We start from the raw sequence: 15301 nt of genomic DNA, 5'->3' as shown, positions 1-15301 counted from the left end.
CCTCCTGGGCCTGTCCGTTCGTGTGTCGTGGGTCACAGCCTGCTCCCGGGGAGGGGCACCGATCAAGGGACCGCGGGCCGCCGCCATGCTGGGCGCGTGAGCTCCGCCCAGCACGCCGCCGGCCGCGACCAGGACGGCGGGGCGGCCCACGCCGTCCCCCGGGAGGCCGCCGACGGGCCGCCGCCCTGGGTGGCCGTCTGCGGCACCCCGGTGGGCGTGGTCCAGGGCAGCTGGGCCGGGCGGCGCGGCCTGGGCTCGGCGGCGCCCTGCCCGGAGTGCGCCGCCCGCGCGCCCGGCTGAGGCGGCCGGGTCCCCCGGTCGTGGCCGTCCGGCGGTGGTGACCGGTCGGTTGCCGAGTTGGTGATAACGGTCGATGACCACTCATGACCGGCGGTCATGGCAGCGGTCATCGGCGCCGCCGGCGCCGGGGGGTCACGGTGGGTGCCGCAGGTCGCAGGGGCAGGAGGAGGTGGGCCGGGTGCGGTGCACGACGTCCGGCACGCGGCGGTGAGCGCCCCGGGCGAGGGCAGCGTCGCCGTCGTGACCGGCGGCGACCGGGGCATCGGCCGGGAGCTGGTGCGCGTCCTGGCCGCGCGCGGGGTGCGCACGGTGCTGGGCTCCCGGGACGTGGAGCGGGGGCGGGCGGCCGCCCGCGGCCTGGCCGGCGACGTGCTGGTGCGCCGGCTGGACGTCACCCTCCAGGACGACGTCGACGCCCTCGCCGCGGAGCTGCGGGCCGGGCCCGGCCGGCTCGACGTCCTGGTGGACAACGCCGGCGTGCACTACGACACCGGGCAGTCCGCCGTGACGGCGGACCTGCGCGTGGTGCGCGAGGCCCTGGAGACCGACCTGGTCGGGGCGTGGCGGACGGCGATCGCGCTGGCCCCGCTGGTGCCCCGCGGCGGGCGGATCGTCAAGGTCTCCAGCGGCGCGGGCTCCTTCGGGGAGACCGGCGGGGCCGGCGGCGTCCCGGCGTACTCGGTGTCCAAGGCGGCGCTGGACATGCTCACCGTCGAGCTGGCCGCCGACCTGGCCGGCCGGGGCGTGCTGGTCAACGCCGTCTGCCCGGGCTGGGTGGCCACCGACATGGGCGGCCCGGGCGGGCGGGCGGCCGGTGGCCGAGGGCGTGGCCGGCGTGCTGTACGCCGTCGACCTGCCCGACGACGGGCCCACCGGCACCCTGACCCGCGACGGGCGGCCCATCCCCTGGTGAGCGCCCCCGGCGTGCACCTGTCGGCCCGGTCGCGGCGGTGGTACCCAGGCGCGCATGGACGTCCACGTGCGCGACCTCCGCTACTTCCTCGCCGTGGCCGACGAACTGCACGTCACCCGGGCGGCCGCGCGGATGTTCGTCTCCCAGCCGGCGCTGAGCAAGCAGATCCGCGCCCTGGAGGCGGCCGTGCGGGCGCCGCCGTTCGCCCGGGGCCCCGGCGGGGTGTCCCTCACCGCCGCCGGCCGGGCGCTGCTGCCGCACGCCCGCGCGGTCGTCGCCGAGTGGGACGCCGGCCGGTCCGCCCTGGCCGAGGTGGTGGCCGCCGACGCCCGGGTGCTGGTCCTCGGGCTGTCGGTCAGCGTCGGGCGCGGCCTGCTGGCCGCGGTCGGCGAGGCCTTCGGCGAGCGTCACCTGGACTGGCGCCTGGAGCTGCGGCAGGCCCGCTTCGGCGACCCCACCGTGGGCCTGGCCGCCGGCGACAGCGACGTGGGATTCTGCTGGCTGCCGCTGCCCGAGGACCCTCGGCTGCAGGCCCGGGTGCTGTTCACTGAGCCCCGGATGGTCGCCCTGCCCACCCAGCACCGGCTGGCCGCGCGGTCGGAGGTGACGATGGAGGACCTGCGCGACGAGCCGTTCCTCGCCCTGCCGGAGTCCGCGGGCCCGCTGCGCGCCTTCTGGCTGGGCGAGGACGCGCGGGGCGGGCGGCCGGCCCGGGTCGCCGCCGTCGTCCACGGGCCGGAGGAGGTCGTCGAGGCGCTGGGCCGGGGCACCGGGGTGGCCCTCATCGCGGCGGGCAACGCGGAGATCTACCGGCGCCCGGAGTACGTGGTGCGCCCGGTGCCGGGCCTGGCCCCCGCGCAGCTCGCGGTGGCGTGGCGGGCCGGGGACCCCCGGCCGGCCGTGCACGACCTCGTGGCCGCCTGCGTCGACCACGCCCGCCGGGCCCGGCCCACGTACCGCCGCGACTGACGCGGCCGCCGGGAGGGAGACGGCGCGCCGCCGCCGGTCAGGCCCGCCGGGTGTCGACCAGCGAGGCGAAGGCGACCACGTTGTCCTCGTAGCTGCCCGCCCCGCCGTCGAAGTCCCCGCCGCAGGTGATCAGCCGCAGCTGGGCGTCGTCGGTGTTGCCGTAGACCGCGATGGTCGGGAAGTCGTCCTTGGGGTGCCGCTCGACGCGGTCGACGGCGAACACCGCGACCGAGCCGTCCTCGCCGGTGACCGTGACCTCGTCCCCGGGCCGCAGCGCGCCGAGGTCGAAGAACACCCCGGGGCCCCACTCGGCGGAGTCGACGTGGCCGAGGACCACCGCCGGGCCCACCGCGCCGGGCGCCGGGCCGCGCTCGTACCACCCGGCCCGGTCGTCGGCGGTCAGCGGCGGCACCTGCACGGTGCCGTCGCCGTCCACGCCCAGGCGCAGCAGGTCGCTGCGGACGTCGATGGCCGGGATCTCCAGCGACACGGGGGCGGCGACCGGCCCGGCGGGAGCGGCCCCGGTCGGGGCGGCGGGCGCGGGGGCCGGCGCGGGGACCGCGTCCCGGGACGCGGCGTCCGGGGCGGCGGGAGCGCTCGTCGCCGCGGCGGCCGGGGGCTGCGGGGCCCGCTGCTGCCCGGTGACCGCGACCACGAGGGCCACGACGGCCACGGCGGCGAGGGCGAGGGCCAGCGCTGCCCAGGCGCGCGGGCCCGGTCGGCGGGGTGGGCGGTCGGTCACTGGGGGGCCTCCGGCTTCGGGCACGGCGGGATCAGGGCCGTGGGGTGCGGCGGGGTCACGGCCGCGGGGTGCGGGGCCCGCGCCGCGCGGGGGTCCGGGGACCCCCGCGCGGCGCGGGTCGCCGGTCAGGCCCGGTCGGCGGCCTGGCGACGGCGGTAGGCCAGCGCACCGGCCGCAGCGGCACCGGTCAGCGCCAGGGCGCCGATGCCGATCGCGGCCTGCTGCTCGGTGCCGGTGGTGCTGCCACCACCGGTCTCGGCACCGCCGACGGGCGTGGTGCCCATCTGCGCCATCTCCAGCGCGCCGCACGCGGCCGGAGCGGTGGCCTCCATCGGGAGCGACGGGTCGAGGTCGCTCTTGACGTCGCCGTCGTAGGTGCCGCTGCCGTCCTCGTCGACACCGTGCAGGACCAGCACCGCCGTGCCGCCGGCGAACGCCTCCTGCACGTCCTCGGTGATGTCGAAGGTCCGCTCGTAGGTGACCGTGCCGTCGTCGGCCGTCGGGAACCGGTCGACGGCCAGGCCGCTGTCCGGGCTGGTGTCGCCCCCGGTGGTCAGGGAGGTCCCGATCGCCCCGTAGAAGGGCGCACCCTCGGTGGTGCTCAGGAAGCCGTCGCCGTCCCCGTCCTCGGCGTCGGTCGGGCAGGTGCCCTCGGCGCCGATGTGGAAGTGCTGGGCGTGGGGAGCGCCGGCCAGCAGGCCGGAGGCCTCGATCACGACCGTGGCCGAGTCCTCGTTCAGCGTGACCATCCCGGTCCCGGTGACGCCGGACTGGTTCAGCGCGCTCAGGTCGGCCTGGTAGCTGCCGTTGTGGTCGGCGAGGGCCGGGGACATGGTGAGCAGCGGGAACGCTGCCGCGGCCAGGGCGACGGCGGGCAGTGCGAGTGCCTTGCGCATGGGGACTCCTCGAGTCGGGTGCGACACCGCCGCCGGCCGGCGGGGTGCCCGGCCGCGGTTCGGTACCGCGACCGGTGGGACGGGTGGGCCGGGGAGCACCCACCGTGGATCCGGGCCGGGGAAGTGCCCTGGGACGGCGGGTCCCGGCTGGTCCGCCGGGAGCCCGTTGCCGTCCGTGACCGACCTTCGCGGCGCGGGTCCCGAACGGTTCACTGACGGCCGGTCGCCGCACCCCGGAGAACCGGGCGGGCCGCCGCGGACGAACGCCGGGCATGCCACGACACCCCGTCCCCACCGCCGGCCCGGCCGCCCGCGTGGCCGTGGTGCTCACCGCCGCCGTCCTCGCCCTGCTGGGCGCCGGTGCGCCGGCCGCCCGGGCGCACGACGAGCTGGTCGCCACGGTGCCGGCAGCGGACGCCACGGTGCCCGTGCCGCCGGCACAGGTGGAGCTGGAGCTCGGCGCGCCGGCGCAGGCGCTGGGCACCCGGGTGGTGGTGACCGGGCCGGACGGCGCGGTGGTGTCGCAGGGCGCGGTGGTGGTGCGCGGCCGCACGGTGGTCCAGCCGCTGGCGACCGGCCCGGCCGGCGGGGTGCACACCGTCGCGTGGCGGGTGACCTCCGCCGACGGGCACCCGGTGTCGGGCGCCTTCTCGTTCACCGTGGCCGGGGCGCCGGCAGCCGCCGGCGGGCCGCCGGACGCCGGCCGGGCGGTCGCCGCGCCGGTCCCGCCGCCGCCCGCGCCGTCGCCGGGGACCGGCCCGCTGGTGGCCGGCGCGGCCGGGGTCGTCGTCGCGGCGGCTGGGCTGCTCCTGCTGCGGTCCCGGCGGCGGGCGTGAGCACCGGGCCCGGGACGCTGACCGCCGGGCCGGCCTCCCCTCCCGCCGCGCCGCCCTCCCCGCTGCCGGCCCTCGTGGCGGCCGCCGCCGGGCTCCTCGGGGTGCTCGTGCTGGCCCTCGTGCTCGGCGGGGGCCGCCCGGCCACGCCGCCGCCCGCGCTGGCGCAGGCCGGGCCGCTGGTCGCCTGGGGGCTGCCGGTGGCCACGCTGGCCGGGCGGGTCGCCGCCGTCGGCACGGTCGGGTCGCTGCTGTTCGCCGCCGTGCTGCTCCCCGGCGCCGGCGGCCGGCTGCCCGCGGCGTCGCGCCGCGCGGTGCGGGCGGCCTCGCCGTGGGCGCTGGCCTGGGCCGCCTGCGCCGCGGCCGCCGCCCTGCTCACCGTGGCCGACGTGCTCGGCACCGCGCCCACCGCGGTCCCGGCGGCGGCCGTGGGCGTCTTCCTCACCGACCTGCCCGCGGGGCGCGCGGCGGCGGTGGTCCTGGGCGCGGCCGGCCTGGTGGCCGTGCTCGCCCGGCGGTGCACCGGTGCGCTGCCGGCCGGCCTGCTGCTGGCGGTCGCGGTGTGCGGGCTGGTCGTCCCCGCCGTCCTGACCGGCCACTCCGCGGCGGCCGCGGACCACGTGCCGGCGGTGGCCACCCTGGCGGTGCACGTGGTGGCCGCGGCCGCCTGGGTGGGCGGGCTGCTCGCCCTGCTGCTGCACGGCCGGTCCGTGCCGGACCAGGTGGCCGCCGCGGGCCGGTTCAGCACCGTGGCGCTGGCCTGCTCCCTGGCCACGGGGGCCTCCGGCCTGCTGGCCGCCTGGCTCGTGCTGGGCCGCAGTGCCGCGCCGGGGGCCGTCCTGGGCAGCGGCTACGGGGTCCTGCTGCTGGCCAAGACGGCGGCGCTGGTGGCCCTCGGCGTCCTGGGCCGGGCGCACCGGCGGCACACGCTGCCCCGGCTGCGCAGCGGGCGGCCGGGGGCCTTCCGGCGGTTCGCCGCCGTCGAGGTCGCCGTCATGCTGGCCACCGTCGCCGTGGCCGTGGCGCTGGCGGCCTCCCCTCCCCCGGCCGCGGGTGCCGCGCCGGTCCCGGCCGCCGGCCCGCCGCCGGCGGCATCGGCCCCGGCGGCGGGCATGGCCGGCCACGACCACGGGGAGCTGTCGGTGACCGTGCTGGTCGACCCGGCGCGGTTCCACGTCGGGGCACCCGTCGCCGCGGGCGCGCAGGTGTCGGTGCACAACCCGACCGACACCGGGGTCACGCTCACCGCGGACGACGGCTCCTTCGACGTCGTGGTCCCGGCCGGGAGCCTGCTGACCTTCCCGGCGCCCGACCGCCCCGGGAGCTACCCCTTCACCAGCCGGCACGCGGCCGGCTTCGGGGACGTGCTGGTCGTCCGCTGACCGGCACCCGCGGCGCCGACCGACGGGTGCGGAACGCGGCCGTCACACCGCAGTGGGACGCTCGGGCACCAGGAACACCGATCCGCAGCCCGTCGTTGCCCCGGCGACGTGCACCGGACCGGTGGCCCGCCCCTGGCGGACCGCCACCGCGGCGCGCCGGGTACCGGGGCCGCGGGCGGGGTACCCGCCACCGGCGGCCCATCGCACCCGACGCCCGACCCGAGCCCCACCCGACGACGCGCCACCGGCACGACAGACGACTCCCTCCGAGGACTGATACGAGCAGATGAGCGGTAACGCCACGCACCGGTTCACCAACACGGCGGTCCTGGCCGTGCAGACGGCCGACGCCTCCCGGGTGGTGACCTCCGACGCGTTCGACGAGGCCCTCGCCGGCACCTACCGGCGGGTGGGGCTGCGGCCCGGCCTGCTCGAGCGGCTGGCCGGCATCCGGGAGCGGCGCTGGTGGGCCGACGGCGTCACCTTCGTCGACGGCGCGGCCACCGCCGGCGCCAAGGCCATCAGCGAGAGCGGCGTGGACCCCGCGGCCATCGGCCTGATGGTGAACACCTCGGTGAGCCGCCGGCACCTGGAGCCCTCGACCGCGGTCGAGGTGCACCACGCGCTGGGCCTGCCCCGCTCCTGCCAGAACTTCGACGTCACGAACGCCTGCCTGGGGTTCGTCAACGGCATGGAGCTGGCCGCCGCGATGATCGACTCGGGGATGGTCGAGTACGCCCTCATCGTCAACGGGGAGGACTCCCGGCCGGTGCAGGAGCGCACCCTCGAGCGCCTCGACGGCCCGGACACCACCTCCAAGGACGTGCTCGCGCAGTTCGCCACCCTGACCCTGGGCTCCGGTGCCGCGGCGATGGTGCTGGGCCGCGCCGACGAGCACCCGGGCGGGCACCGGCTGGTCGGCTCGGCCAGCCGGTCGGGCAGCGAGCACCACGGGCTGTGCATCGGCGACAACGACCTCATGCGCACCGACCTCAAGGGGCTGCTGGACGCCGGGCTGAACCTGTCCGCGGACCTCTGGGAGGAGGCCGCCGCGGAGTTCGACTGGTCCCGCGGCATGGAGCGCTACATCGTCCACCAGGTCTCCAAGGTGCACACCCAGGCCATGTGCGACCGGTTCGGCATCGACCCGGCACGGGTGCCCACGACCTTCCCCACCCGCGGCAACCTGGGCCCGGCGTCGGTGCCCTTCACGCTGGCCGACCGGCAGGACTCCCTGGTCGACGGCGACCGGGTGCTGCTCATGGGCATCGGCTCGGGCCTGAACGCCTCCTGCCTCGAGATCGCCTGGTGAGGGCCGCCGGCACCCCCACCGCCGTCCCGCCGGCGCTCCCGGGCCTGGACCCCGCCTGGTCGCGCACCGTCCGCGTCACCGACGCCGGGGGCGCCGAGCACTGCTGGCACGTCCTCGACAACGGGGTGGCCGACCCGGTGGGCACCCTGCTGTGCGTCCACGGCAACCCCACCTGGTCCTACCTGTGGCGCCGGCTGGTGGCCGCCGCACCGCCGGGCTGGCGGGTGGTCGCCCCCGACCACCTCGGCATGGGCTTCTCCGACCGCCTCCCCGCCCCGCGGTCGCTGGCGCAGCGGGTGGCCGACCTCGGCGACCTCACCGCGGCCCTGGGCGTCACCGGCCCGGTGGTCACCGTCGGCCACGACTGGGGCGGGGTCATCTCCCTGGGCTGGGCGCTGGCGCACCGCCCGCAGCTGCGCGGCGTCGTGCTGGCCAACACCGCCGTCGCCATGCCCGAGGGCGACCTCGGGCCGGCGCTGATCCGGCTGGCCTCCGCCCCCGGGGTGCGGGCGGCGGTCACCGTCGGCACCCCGGTGTTCGTCCGGGCCACCACCGCGCTGTCCCGGCCGGCGCTGCCCGCCGACGTGCGCGACGCCTTCGCGGCCCCCTACCGGTCGGCGGCGCGGCGGCACGCCGTCGGGGACTTCGTCGCCGACATCCCCTTCGCCGCCGACCACCCCTCCCGGCCGGTGCAGGAGGCGATCGCCGAGGGCGTGCGCACCCTGGACGTCCCGGCGCTGCTGCTGTGGGGCCCGCGCGACCCGGTCTTCGGCGAGCGCTACCTCACCGACCTGCGCGGCCGGCTGCCGCACGCCCGGCTGCACCGCTACGAGGGCGCCTCGCACCTGCTGCCCGAGGACGCCCCGGAGTACGCCGGCGCGGTCGCCCGGTGGGTCGCGGACCTGCAGGCCGGGCGCGACGCCGGGCACGACGCGGTGGCCGCCCGCCCGGCCGGGGACGCCGGGCGCCGGCTGTGGTCGGCCCTGGACCGGCGGGCGGACGACGACACGCCGGCCGTGGTCGAGGTCGGCGGGACGACGGTCAGCTGGTCGGCGCTGTCCCGCCGGGTGGCCGACCTGGCCGCCGGGCTGGCCGCGTCCGGGGTGCGCCCGGGGCAGCGGGTGGCGCTGCTGGTGGAGCCCTCGGCCGACCTCACCGCCACCGTGTACGCGGTGTGGCGGGCCGGCGCGGTGGTCGTCGTCGCGGACAAGGGCCTGGGCCTGGCCGGCATGCGCCGGGCCCTGCACAGCGCGGCCGTCGACCACGTCGTCGGCAGCGCGCGAGGGCTGGCCGCCGCGCGCCTCATGCGCCTGCCCGGGACGTGGATCGCCGCCGGCGACGTGCCACCGGCCGCGCGGCGGGCGCTGCGGGCCGGGCACACCCTGGCCGGGCTGGCGGCGCTCGGCCGCACCTCCCCCGCGCCGGCCGAGCCACCGGTGGACGCCGACTGCGCCGTGCTGTTCACCTCCGGGGCCACGGGCCCGGCCAAGGGCGTCGTCTACACCCACCGCCAGGCCGCCGCCCAGCTGGAGCTGGTGGCGGCCACCTACGGCCTGGGCGACGGCGACCGGCTGGTCGCCGCCTTCGCGCCGTTCGCCATCCTCGGCCCCGCCCTCGGCATCGGCTCCGCGGTGCCCGACGTCGACGTCACCGCACCTGGCTCGCTGACCGCCGCCGCGCTGGCCGACGCCGCGGCCGCCGTCGACGCCACGGTGGTGTTCGCCTCGCCGGCCGCGCTGCGGCGGGTCGCGGCCACCGCCGCGGACCTCCCCGGCGACCGGCGGGCCGCCCTCGGGCGGGTCCGGCTGCTCATGTCGGCCGGGGCGCCGGTCCCCGCCGCGCTGCTGCGCGGGCTGCGGCAGGTGCTGCCGGCCGCCGAGCCGCACACCCCCTACGGGATGACCGAGGTGCTGCCGGTCACCGACGTGTCCCTGGCCGGCATCGAGGCCGCCGGCGACGGGGACGGGGTCTGCGTGGGCCGGCCGCTGCCCGGCGTCGACGTCCGGGTCAGCCCGCTGTCGGCGGCCGGCGCGGCCGACGGCCCGCTCACCGGCACCCCCGGCACCACCGGCGAGGTGTGCGTGCGGGCCGCCCACGTCAAGGACCGCTACGACGCCGTGTGGGTGGTCGAGCGCGCCTCGTCCCGGGACCCGGGCTGGCACCGCACCGGCGACGTCGGGCACCTGGACGCCGAGGGCCGGCTGTGGGTCGAGGGCCGCCTGCCGCACGTCGTCACCACCGCGTCCGGCCCGGTCACCCCCGTCGGTGTCGAGCAGCGGGTGGAGCGGGTGGCCGGCGTCGCGTCCGCCGCGGCCGTCGGCGTGGGCCCCGCGGGCACGCAGGTCGTGGTCGTGGTCGTGGTCCCCGCCGGCGGCACGGGCCGGTCGGGCCGGCTGCGGCCGGCCGGCACCGACCTCGCCGACGCGGTGCGCGCCGCCGCCGGCGTCGACGTCGCCGCCGTGCTGGTCACCGGCCGGCTGCCGGTGGACGTCCGCCACCAGTCGAAGGTGGACCGCGCCGAGGTCGCCCGCCGCGCCGCGCGGCTGCTGGCCGGAGCCCGCCGGCCGTGAGCGCGCCGGCGTGAGGGTGCTGGTCACCGGGGCGAGCGGGATGCTCGGCCGGGCCACCGCCAGCGCGCTGCTCGACCGGGGCGACGAGGTGACCGTGCTGCAGCGCCGGCCGGCCGGCCTGCCGTGCCGGGAGGTGCTCGGCGACGTCGCCGACCCGGCCGCCGTGCGGCGCGCCGCCCGGGGGCAGGACGCCGTGCTGCACCTGGCCGCGAAGGTCGACGTGACCGGGCCGTGGGCGGAGTACGCGGCGGCCAACGTCGGCGGCACCCGCGCCGTCGTCGGCGCCTGCCGGGCCGAGGGGGTGGGCCGGCTGGTGCACGTCTCCTCCCCGTCCGTGGCGCACGCCGGGACCGCGCTGGTCGGGGTCGGCGCGGGGCCGGCCGACCCGGCGCGCGCCCGCGGGCGCTACGCCCGCTCCAAGGCCGTCGCCGAGCAGGACGCGCTGGCCGCGGACTCCCCCGCCCTGGCGGTGCTCGCCGTCCGCCCGCACCTGGTGTGGGGCCCGGGCGACACCCAGCTGGTCGGGCGCATCGTCGCGCGGGCCCGGGCCGGGCGGCTGCCGGTCATCGGCTCGGGCGCCGCGCTGATCGACACCACCTACGTCGACAACGCCGCGGCCGCCCTGGTGGCCGCCGTCGACGCCTGCGGGCCGGTGCACGGGGAGGCCCTGGTCGTGTCCAACGGCGAACCCCGCCCGGTCGCCGAGGTGCTGCACCGGCTGTGCCGGGCCGCCGGGGTGCCCGGGCCGCGCGGCCGGGTCCCCTTCGCCGCGGCGTACGCGGCCGGTGCCGTGGTGGAGGCGGTGTGGGCGGTGTCCCGGCGCCGGGCGACGCCGCCGATGACCCGCTTCCTGGCCGAGCAGCTGGCCACCGCGCACTGGTTCGACCAGCGGCGCACGCGGGCGGCCCTCGGCTGGGTGCCGCGGGTGGGCCTGGACGAGGGGTTCGCCCGGCTGCGCGCCTGGGCCGGCGGCGCCCCGGCCTGAGCGCGCGGGCGAGGGCGGCGCCGGTCGTCACCGGGGAGGGTGAACCCGGGACCTGCGACCCTTCCCGGCCGGCGCGGCCGGTCGCACGCTGCAGCGGTCCGGCGACGGGGGAGGCGAGGCGATGGCACCCCGCGGTCCGCTCGCCCGCCGGGTCCGCCGGCTCGCCCTCGGCTGCGTCCCGGCCGGCCGCGGGGTCGACACGGTGGAGCGGGTGTCCCGGCTGCTCGTGCTGCTCGTCGTGCTGCTGTCCGTGCCGGTCGCGCTCACCGTGGGCACCGTCGTCCGGTCCGACCTCGCCGCCATGGCCGCGGCGCAGGCGGAGGAGCGCACCCGGGTCACCGCCGTCGCGACCGCCGACGCCGTGGCCCCCCGGGACGCCCCGCCCCGGCTGCGCGTCCCCGTCCCGGCGCGGTGGACCTCCCCCGCCGGGACCCCGGCGACCGGCGCCGTCCCCGCCTCGCCGCACACCCGCGCCGGCGACACCCTGACGCTGTGGACGACCGCCGACGGCCGCCGCGCCGACGAGCCGATCAGCCCGGCGGAGGTGCGCCGCAGCACCCTGGTGCTGGTCGTCGTCGGGTGGGCCGGCGGCCTCGGCACCGTCGTCCTCCTGCACGCCGCGCTGTGCCGGCTGCTGGAGCGGCAGCGCGACCGGTACTGGACCCGCGAGTGGGCCCGGGTCGAGCCCACCTGGAGCCGGCGGGTCCCCTGAGCCGCCGGGGCCAGCCGCACCGGTGCTGTCCTGCAGTGAGGCATAACGGTCGAGACGCCGGACCGGGCCGGTGGGCAGGCGGGCACCGCCCGCGGCTGGCAGACTGCCCGGCGCCCCGCGCACAGCCGCCGCCGACCCCCGTGAGGTGCCCCGTGACCGACGCCGCCGACGAGCAGGTCCCCGTGCGCGTCCTCGGCGGGCCGACCGTGCTCATCGGGTACGGCGGGCTGCGCGTGCTCACCGACCCCACCTTCGACGGCCCGGGCGAGTACCCGCTGGGCGGGGGCCGGGTGCTCACCAAGACCGCCCCGCCGGCCGCCGACCCGGCCGACCTGGGCGCGCTGGACGTGGTGCTGCTGTCCCACGACCAGCACCCGGACAACCTCGACGCCTCCGGCCGGGCCCTGCTGGCCGACGTCCCCGTCGTGCTGACCACCCGCAGCGCGGCCGGGCGGCTGGGCGGCGGCGTCCGCGGGCTGGCGCCCTGGGAGTCGGTGCAGTTGGAGCGCCCCGGCGGCGGCCCGGTGACCGTGACGGCGACGCCGGCCCGGCACGGGCCCGAGGGCTGCGAGCCGGTCACCGGCGAGGTGGTCGGCTTCCTGCTCACCGCCGACGGCCTGCCGACCGTGCACGTCAGCGGGGACAACGCCTCGCTGGACGTGGTCCGGGAGATCGCCGGGCGGGTCGGTCCGGTGGACACCGCGGTGCTGTTCGCCGGCGCCGCCCGCACCGCCCTGTTCGACGGCGCGCTGCTCACCGTCGACGGCGGCGGGGCGGCCGAGGCCGCGGCGCTGCTCGGCGCCCGCCGGGTCGTGGCCGCGCACTGCGACAGCTGGGCGCACTTCAGCGAGGGCCGCGACGACGTCGTGGCCGCCTTCACCGCCGCCGGGCTCGCCGACCGCCTGCAGCCCGCCTGAGCCGCGGTCCCGCCGCCCCCGGGACCATGCCGTCGACCATGCCGTCGACCATGCCGTCGACCATGCCGTCGACCATGCCGTCGACCATGCCGTCGACCATGCCGTCGACCATGCCGTCGACCATGCCGTCGACCATGCCGTCGACCATGCCGTCGACCATGCCGTCGACCATGCCGTCGACCACGCCGTCGACCACGCCGTCGACCATGCCGTCGACCACGCCGTCGACCACGCCGTCGACCACGCCGTCGACCACGCCGTCGACCACGCCGTCGACCACGCCGTCGACCACGCCGTCGACCACGCCGTCGACCACGCCGTCGACCACGCCGTCGACCACGCCGTCGACCACGCCGCCGACCACGCCGCCGACCACGCCGCCGGGGGGCCACGACCACCGAGGGGACACCATGAGCGATCGGGCACGGCACTCCGTCTGGCGGCGCATGCCGATCGAGCAGGTGAGCGAGGACGACGGGGGCGGCGGGGCGGGCACGCTGGCCAAGAGCCTGGGCCTGTGGCAGCTGACCGCCATAGGCGTCGGCGGCATCATCGGCGTCGGCATCTTCTCCCTCGCCGGGCTGGTGGCCGCCGGGGACGACGAGAACCCCGGCGTGGGGCCGGCCGTGCTGATCGCCTTCCTCGTCGCCGGCCTGGCGTCGGCGGCCGCCGCGCTGTCCTACGCGGAGTTCGCCGGGATGGTGCCGCGCGCCGGCTCGGCCTACACCTACGGCTACGTGGCCCTCGGCGAGGTGGTCGGGTGGTTCATCGGCTGGGACCTGCTGCTGGAGTACATCGCCATCGTCGCCGTGGTGGCGATCGGCATCTCCGGCTACCTGGAGGCGTTCCTCGACGGCTTCGGCGTGGCCCTGCCCGCCGCGCTCACCGCGTCGGCCGAGGAGGGCGGGGTGGTCAACGTGCCCGCCGTCGTCATCTGCCTGCTGGTGACCTTCATCCTCAGCCGCGGGACCCGGACCTTCGGCCGGTTCGAGCTGGTGGCCGTGGCGGTCAAGATCGCGCTGATCCTGTTCATCGTCGGCCTGGGCGTCTTCTACGTCGACGCGGGGAACTACGACCCGTTCCTCCCGGCCGGCTTCGGCCCGGTGCTCACCGGCGCGGCCACCGTCTTCTTCGCGGTGTTCGGCTACGACGCCATGAGCACCGCGGCCGAGGAGGCCGAGGACGGCCGCCGGCACATGCCCCGGGCGATCATCCTGTCCCTGGTCGTCGCGATGGTCCTCTACGTGGCGGCCACCCTGGTGCTCACCGGCATGCAGGACTACCGGGAGATCGACCCCACCGCCGGCTTCGCCTCGGCCTTCACCAGCGTCGGGTTGCCGGTGGTCGCGGGCATCATCTCGGTGTTCGCCGTGCTCTCCATCCTCACCGTCATGCTGACCTTCCTGCTCGGGGTCACCCGGGTGTGGTTCTCCATGAGCCGCGACGGGCTGCTGCCCCGGTGGTTCGCCGGGGTCGACCGCAACGGCACCCCGCAGCGGGTGACCTGGATCGCCGGGATCGGCTCGGCGCTGCTCGCCGGCGTCTTCCCGATCCGCGCCGTCGCGGACCTCACGAACATCGGCATCCTGTCGGCGTTCGTCGTCGTGTGCCTCGCGGTGATCCTGTTCCGCCACACCCGGCCCGACGCCCCCCGGTCCTTCCGGCTGCCGCTCATGCCGGTGGTCCCCGCGTTCGGGGTCCTCTCCTCGCTGTTCCTGATGGCGCAGCTGTCACCGGAGACCTGGGCGCGCTTCGGCGCGTGGCTGGTCATCGGGTTCGTCATCTACGTCGCCTACGGCCGCCGGCACTCGCTGCTCAACCCGGACAGCCCGCACCACCGGCGGCCGACCGCCACCCCCTGAGCGCGGAGGTGGACGGCGGGCCCACCGGCGGGGCAGCCTGGCGGTACCGGCCGCGTGCGCACGGCGGCCGGCACCCACGCCGTGGAGGACCCCTCGATGCGACAGGCCGTCGTCGCCGTGCTCGGCGGGCTGCTGACCCTGGCCGGGATCGCGCTGCTGGTGCTCCCCGGGCCCGGCTTCGTGCTGGTGGCCGCCGGCCTGGCGGTGCTGTCCACCCGGTTCGCCTGGGCGCGCCGGCCGCTGGACTACGCCAAGGACAAGGCGCGCGAGGGCATCGAGGAGGTGGCCCGCAGCCCCTGGCGGGCCGTCGGCGCCGTGCTGTGCGCCGCGGTGCTCGTCGGCCTGGGTGTCGCCGCGCTCGCCGGGGTGGACCTGCCCCTGGTCAACGCCTTCAGCGCGGTGCTGCTGGTGGTCAGCGGCGTCTTCCTGCTCGGCACCGTCGGCTACGCCCGCCTCCGGGGCGCCGGCGGCGTGCGCTGACCGGCGGCCGGCGGGTCACGCCGGGTCGAACCAGGTGACCTCGTCCGGCGCGGCGGTGAACGGGTTGGCCCACTCCGAGGCCGCGCCGGTGATCGGCTGGGCGTCGGTCACCACGGTGAACGGCGTGCCCGGGTACACGGCGAGCACCCGGGTGCACGACGACAGCTCCTCGGTGTGCTCGACCAGCTCCCCGCGGCGCAGCCGCTGCGTCGTCCGCCGGCCGGAGAGCTCCTCCCCCACTGCGGCCACCCAGCGGACCCCGTCGGCGCTGAACCCGATCGCCTGCACGCGGCGCGCCGGCGGCGCCGGCTCGCACCCGGCGAACTCCGCCAGGGCGTCGTAGAGCCGCTCGGCCTGCTCGGCGTCGCCGGCGCGCGGGAGGAAGAAGGCAGCCACGCCGGCCATCCTCGCCGCCGCGTCCGACGGTC

The 15301-nt window shown here is 78.6% G+C and carries 15 protein-coding genes and 1 pseudogene; 12 read left to right on the top strand and 4 right to left on the bottom strand.

Features of this window, described 5'->3' with window-relative positions; all coding sequences use genetic code 11:
* Positions 1-96: 96 nt before the first annotated feature.
* The 3 genes and pseudogenes from CHB98_RS03895 (at position 97) to CHB98_RS03885 (ending at position 2182) form a co-directional block, all read left to right on the top strand.
* Positions 97-300 carry a hypothetical protein gene (locus CHB98_RS03895; protein WP_089304305.1) on the top strand — a complete coding sequence of 68 codons (204 nt, stop codon included), beginning with the start codon at positions 97-99 and terminating at the stop codon, positions 298-300.
* A gap of 96 nt (positions 301-396) precedes the next feature.
* Positions 397-1035, top strand: a pseudogene (locus CHB98_RS22960) (SDR family NAD(P)-dependent oxidoreductase); the annotation flags it as partial.
* Positions 1036-1267: 232 nt separating this feature from the next.
* Entirely contained in the window at positions 1268-2182 is a 915-nt protein-coding gene (locus CHB98_RS03885) for a LysR family transcriptional regulator (protein WP_089304304.1), read from the top strand.
* A 37-nt stretch (positions 2183-2219) separates the two neighbouring features.
* Here CHB98_RS03885 and CHB98_RS03880 read toward each other — a convergent pair whose 3' ends face one another.
* Together CHB98_RS03880 and CHB98_RS03875 are read right to left on the bottom strand one after the other, a co-directional pair.
* On the bottom strand, positions 2220-2924 hold the full coding sequence (locus CHB98_RS03880; protein ID WP_245820912.1) for a class F sortase: 705 nt from the start codon (positions 2922-2924) through the stop codon (positions 2220-2222).
* A 125-nt stretch (positions 2925-3049) separates the two neighbouring features.
* Positions 3050-3820, bottom strand: a complete 771-nt coding sequence (locus CHB98_RS03875) for a hypothetical protein (protein WP_089304303.1) — start codon at positions 3818-3820, stop codon at positions 3050-3052.
* A gap of 272 nt (positions 3821-4092) precedes the next feature.
* On the opposite strand from CHB98_RS03875, the gene CHB98_RS03870 reads away from it, so the two are divergent.
* The 7 genes from CHB98_RS03870 to CHB98_RS03840 all read left to right on the top strand — a co-directional run bounded on the left by CHB98_RS03870 (position 4093) and on the right by CHB98_RS03840 (position 12531).
* The gene (locus CHB98_RS03870) at positions 4093-4656 is read left to right on the top strand and encodes a copper resistance CopC family protein (RefSeq protein WP_089304302.1); all 564 of its coding nucleotides are present in this window, start codon (positions 4093-4095) and stop codon (positions 4654-4656) included.
* Positions 4653-6035 (top strand): CopD family protein, encoded by a 1383-nt coding sequence (locus CHB98_RS03865; protein WP_089304301.1) that lies wholly within the window; start codon positions 4653-4655, stop codon positions 6033-6035. Before CHB98_RS03870 ends, CHB98_RS03865 begins: the two co-directional genes overlap by 4 nt.
* A gap of 286 nt (positions 6036-6321) precedes the next feature.
* Positions 6322-7347: a 3-oxoacyl-ACP synthase III gene (locus CHB98_RS03860; RefSeq protein WP_089304300.1), complete on the top strand. Its 1026-nt coding sequence runs from the start codon at positions 6322-6324 to the stop codon at positions 7345-7347.
* A complete protein-coding gene (locus CHB98_RS03855; protein WP_245820911.1) occupies positions 7344-9917 on the top strand; it encodes an alpha/beta fold hydrolase in 2574 nt (857 codons plus the stop codon). The genes CHB98_RS03860 and CHB98_RS03855 overlap by 4 nt, the downstream gene beginning before the upstream one ends.
* 10 nt (positions 9918-9927) lie before the next feature.
* The gene (locus CHB98_RS03850) at positions 9928-10902 is read left to right on the top strand and encodes an NAD-dependent epimerase/dehydratase family protein (RefSeq protein WP_089304299.1); all 975 of its coding nucleotides are present in this window, start codon (positions 9928-9930) and stop codon (positions 10900-10902) included.
* Between the two features lie 121 nt (positions 10903-11023).
* Positions 11024-11614: an Rv1733c family protein gene (locus CHB98_RS03845; RefSeq protein WP_089304298.1), complete on the top strand. Its 591-nt coding sequence runs from the start codon at positions 11024-11026 to the stop codon at positions 11612-11614.
* A 152-nt stretch (positions 11615-11766) separates the two neighbouring features.
* Positions 11767-12531 carry an MBL fold metallo-hydrolase gene (locus CHB98_RS03840; protein WP_089304297.1) on the top strand — a complete coding sequence of 255 codons (765 nt, stop codon included), beginning with the start codon at positions 11767-11769 and terminating at the stop codon, positions 12529-12531.
* Here CHB98_RS03840 and CHB98_RS03835 read toward each other — a convergent pair.
* The gene (locus CHB98_RS03835; protein ID WP_143424931.1) at positions 12491-12943 is read right to left on the bottom strand and encodes a BatC protein; all 453 of its coding nucleotides are present in this window, start codon (positions 12941-12943) and stop codon (positions 12491-12493) included. The genes CHB98_RS03840 and CHB98_RS03835 overlap by 41 nt on opposite strands.
* Here CHB98_RS03835 and CHB98_RS03830 point away from each other — a divergent pair.
* Positions 12942-14393, top strand: a complete 1452-nt coding sequence (locus CHB98_RS03830; protein WP_089304295.1) for an amino acid permease — start codon at positions 12942-12944, stop codon at positions 14391-14393. The genes CHB98_RS03835 and CHB98_RS03830 overlap by 2 nt on opposite strands.
* A gap of 96 nt (positions 14394-14489) precedes the next feature.
* Positions 14490-14873: a PGPGW domain-containing protein gene (locus CHB98_RS03825; protein ID WP_089304774.1), complete on the top strand. Its 384-nt coding sequence runs from the start codon at positions 14490-14492 to the stop codon at positions 14871-14873.
* A 15-nt stretch (positions 14874-14888) separates the two neighbouring features.
* On the opposite strand, the gene CHB98_RS03820 is transcribed toward CHB98_RS03825, so the two are convergent.
* Entirely contained in the window at positions 14889-15269 is a 381-nt protein-coding gene (locus CHB98_RS03820; protein WP_089304294.1) for a hypothetical protein, read from the bottom strand.
* Positions 15270-15301: the final 32 nt, after the last annotated feature.

This window comes from Geodermatophilus pulveris (assembly GCF_900188375.1).
Lineage (GTDB): Bacteria > Actinomycetota > Actinomycetes > Mycobacteriales > Geodermatophilaceae > Geodermatophilus > Geodermatophilus pulveris.
This window is presented reverse-complemented; position numbering and strand designations above follow the sequence as displayed.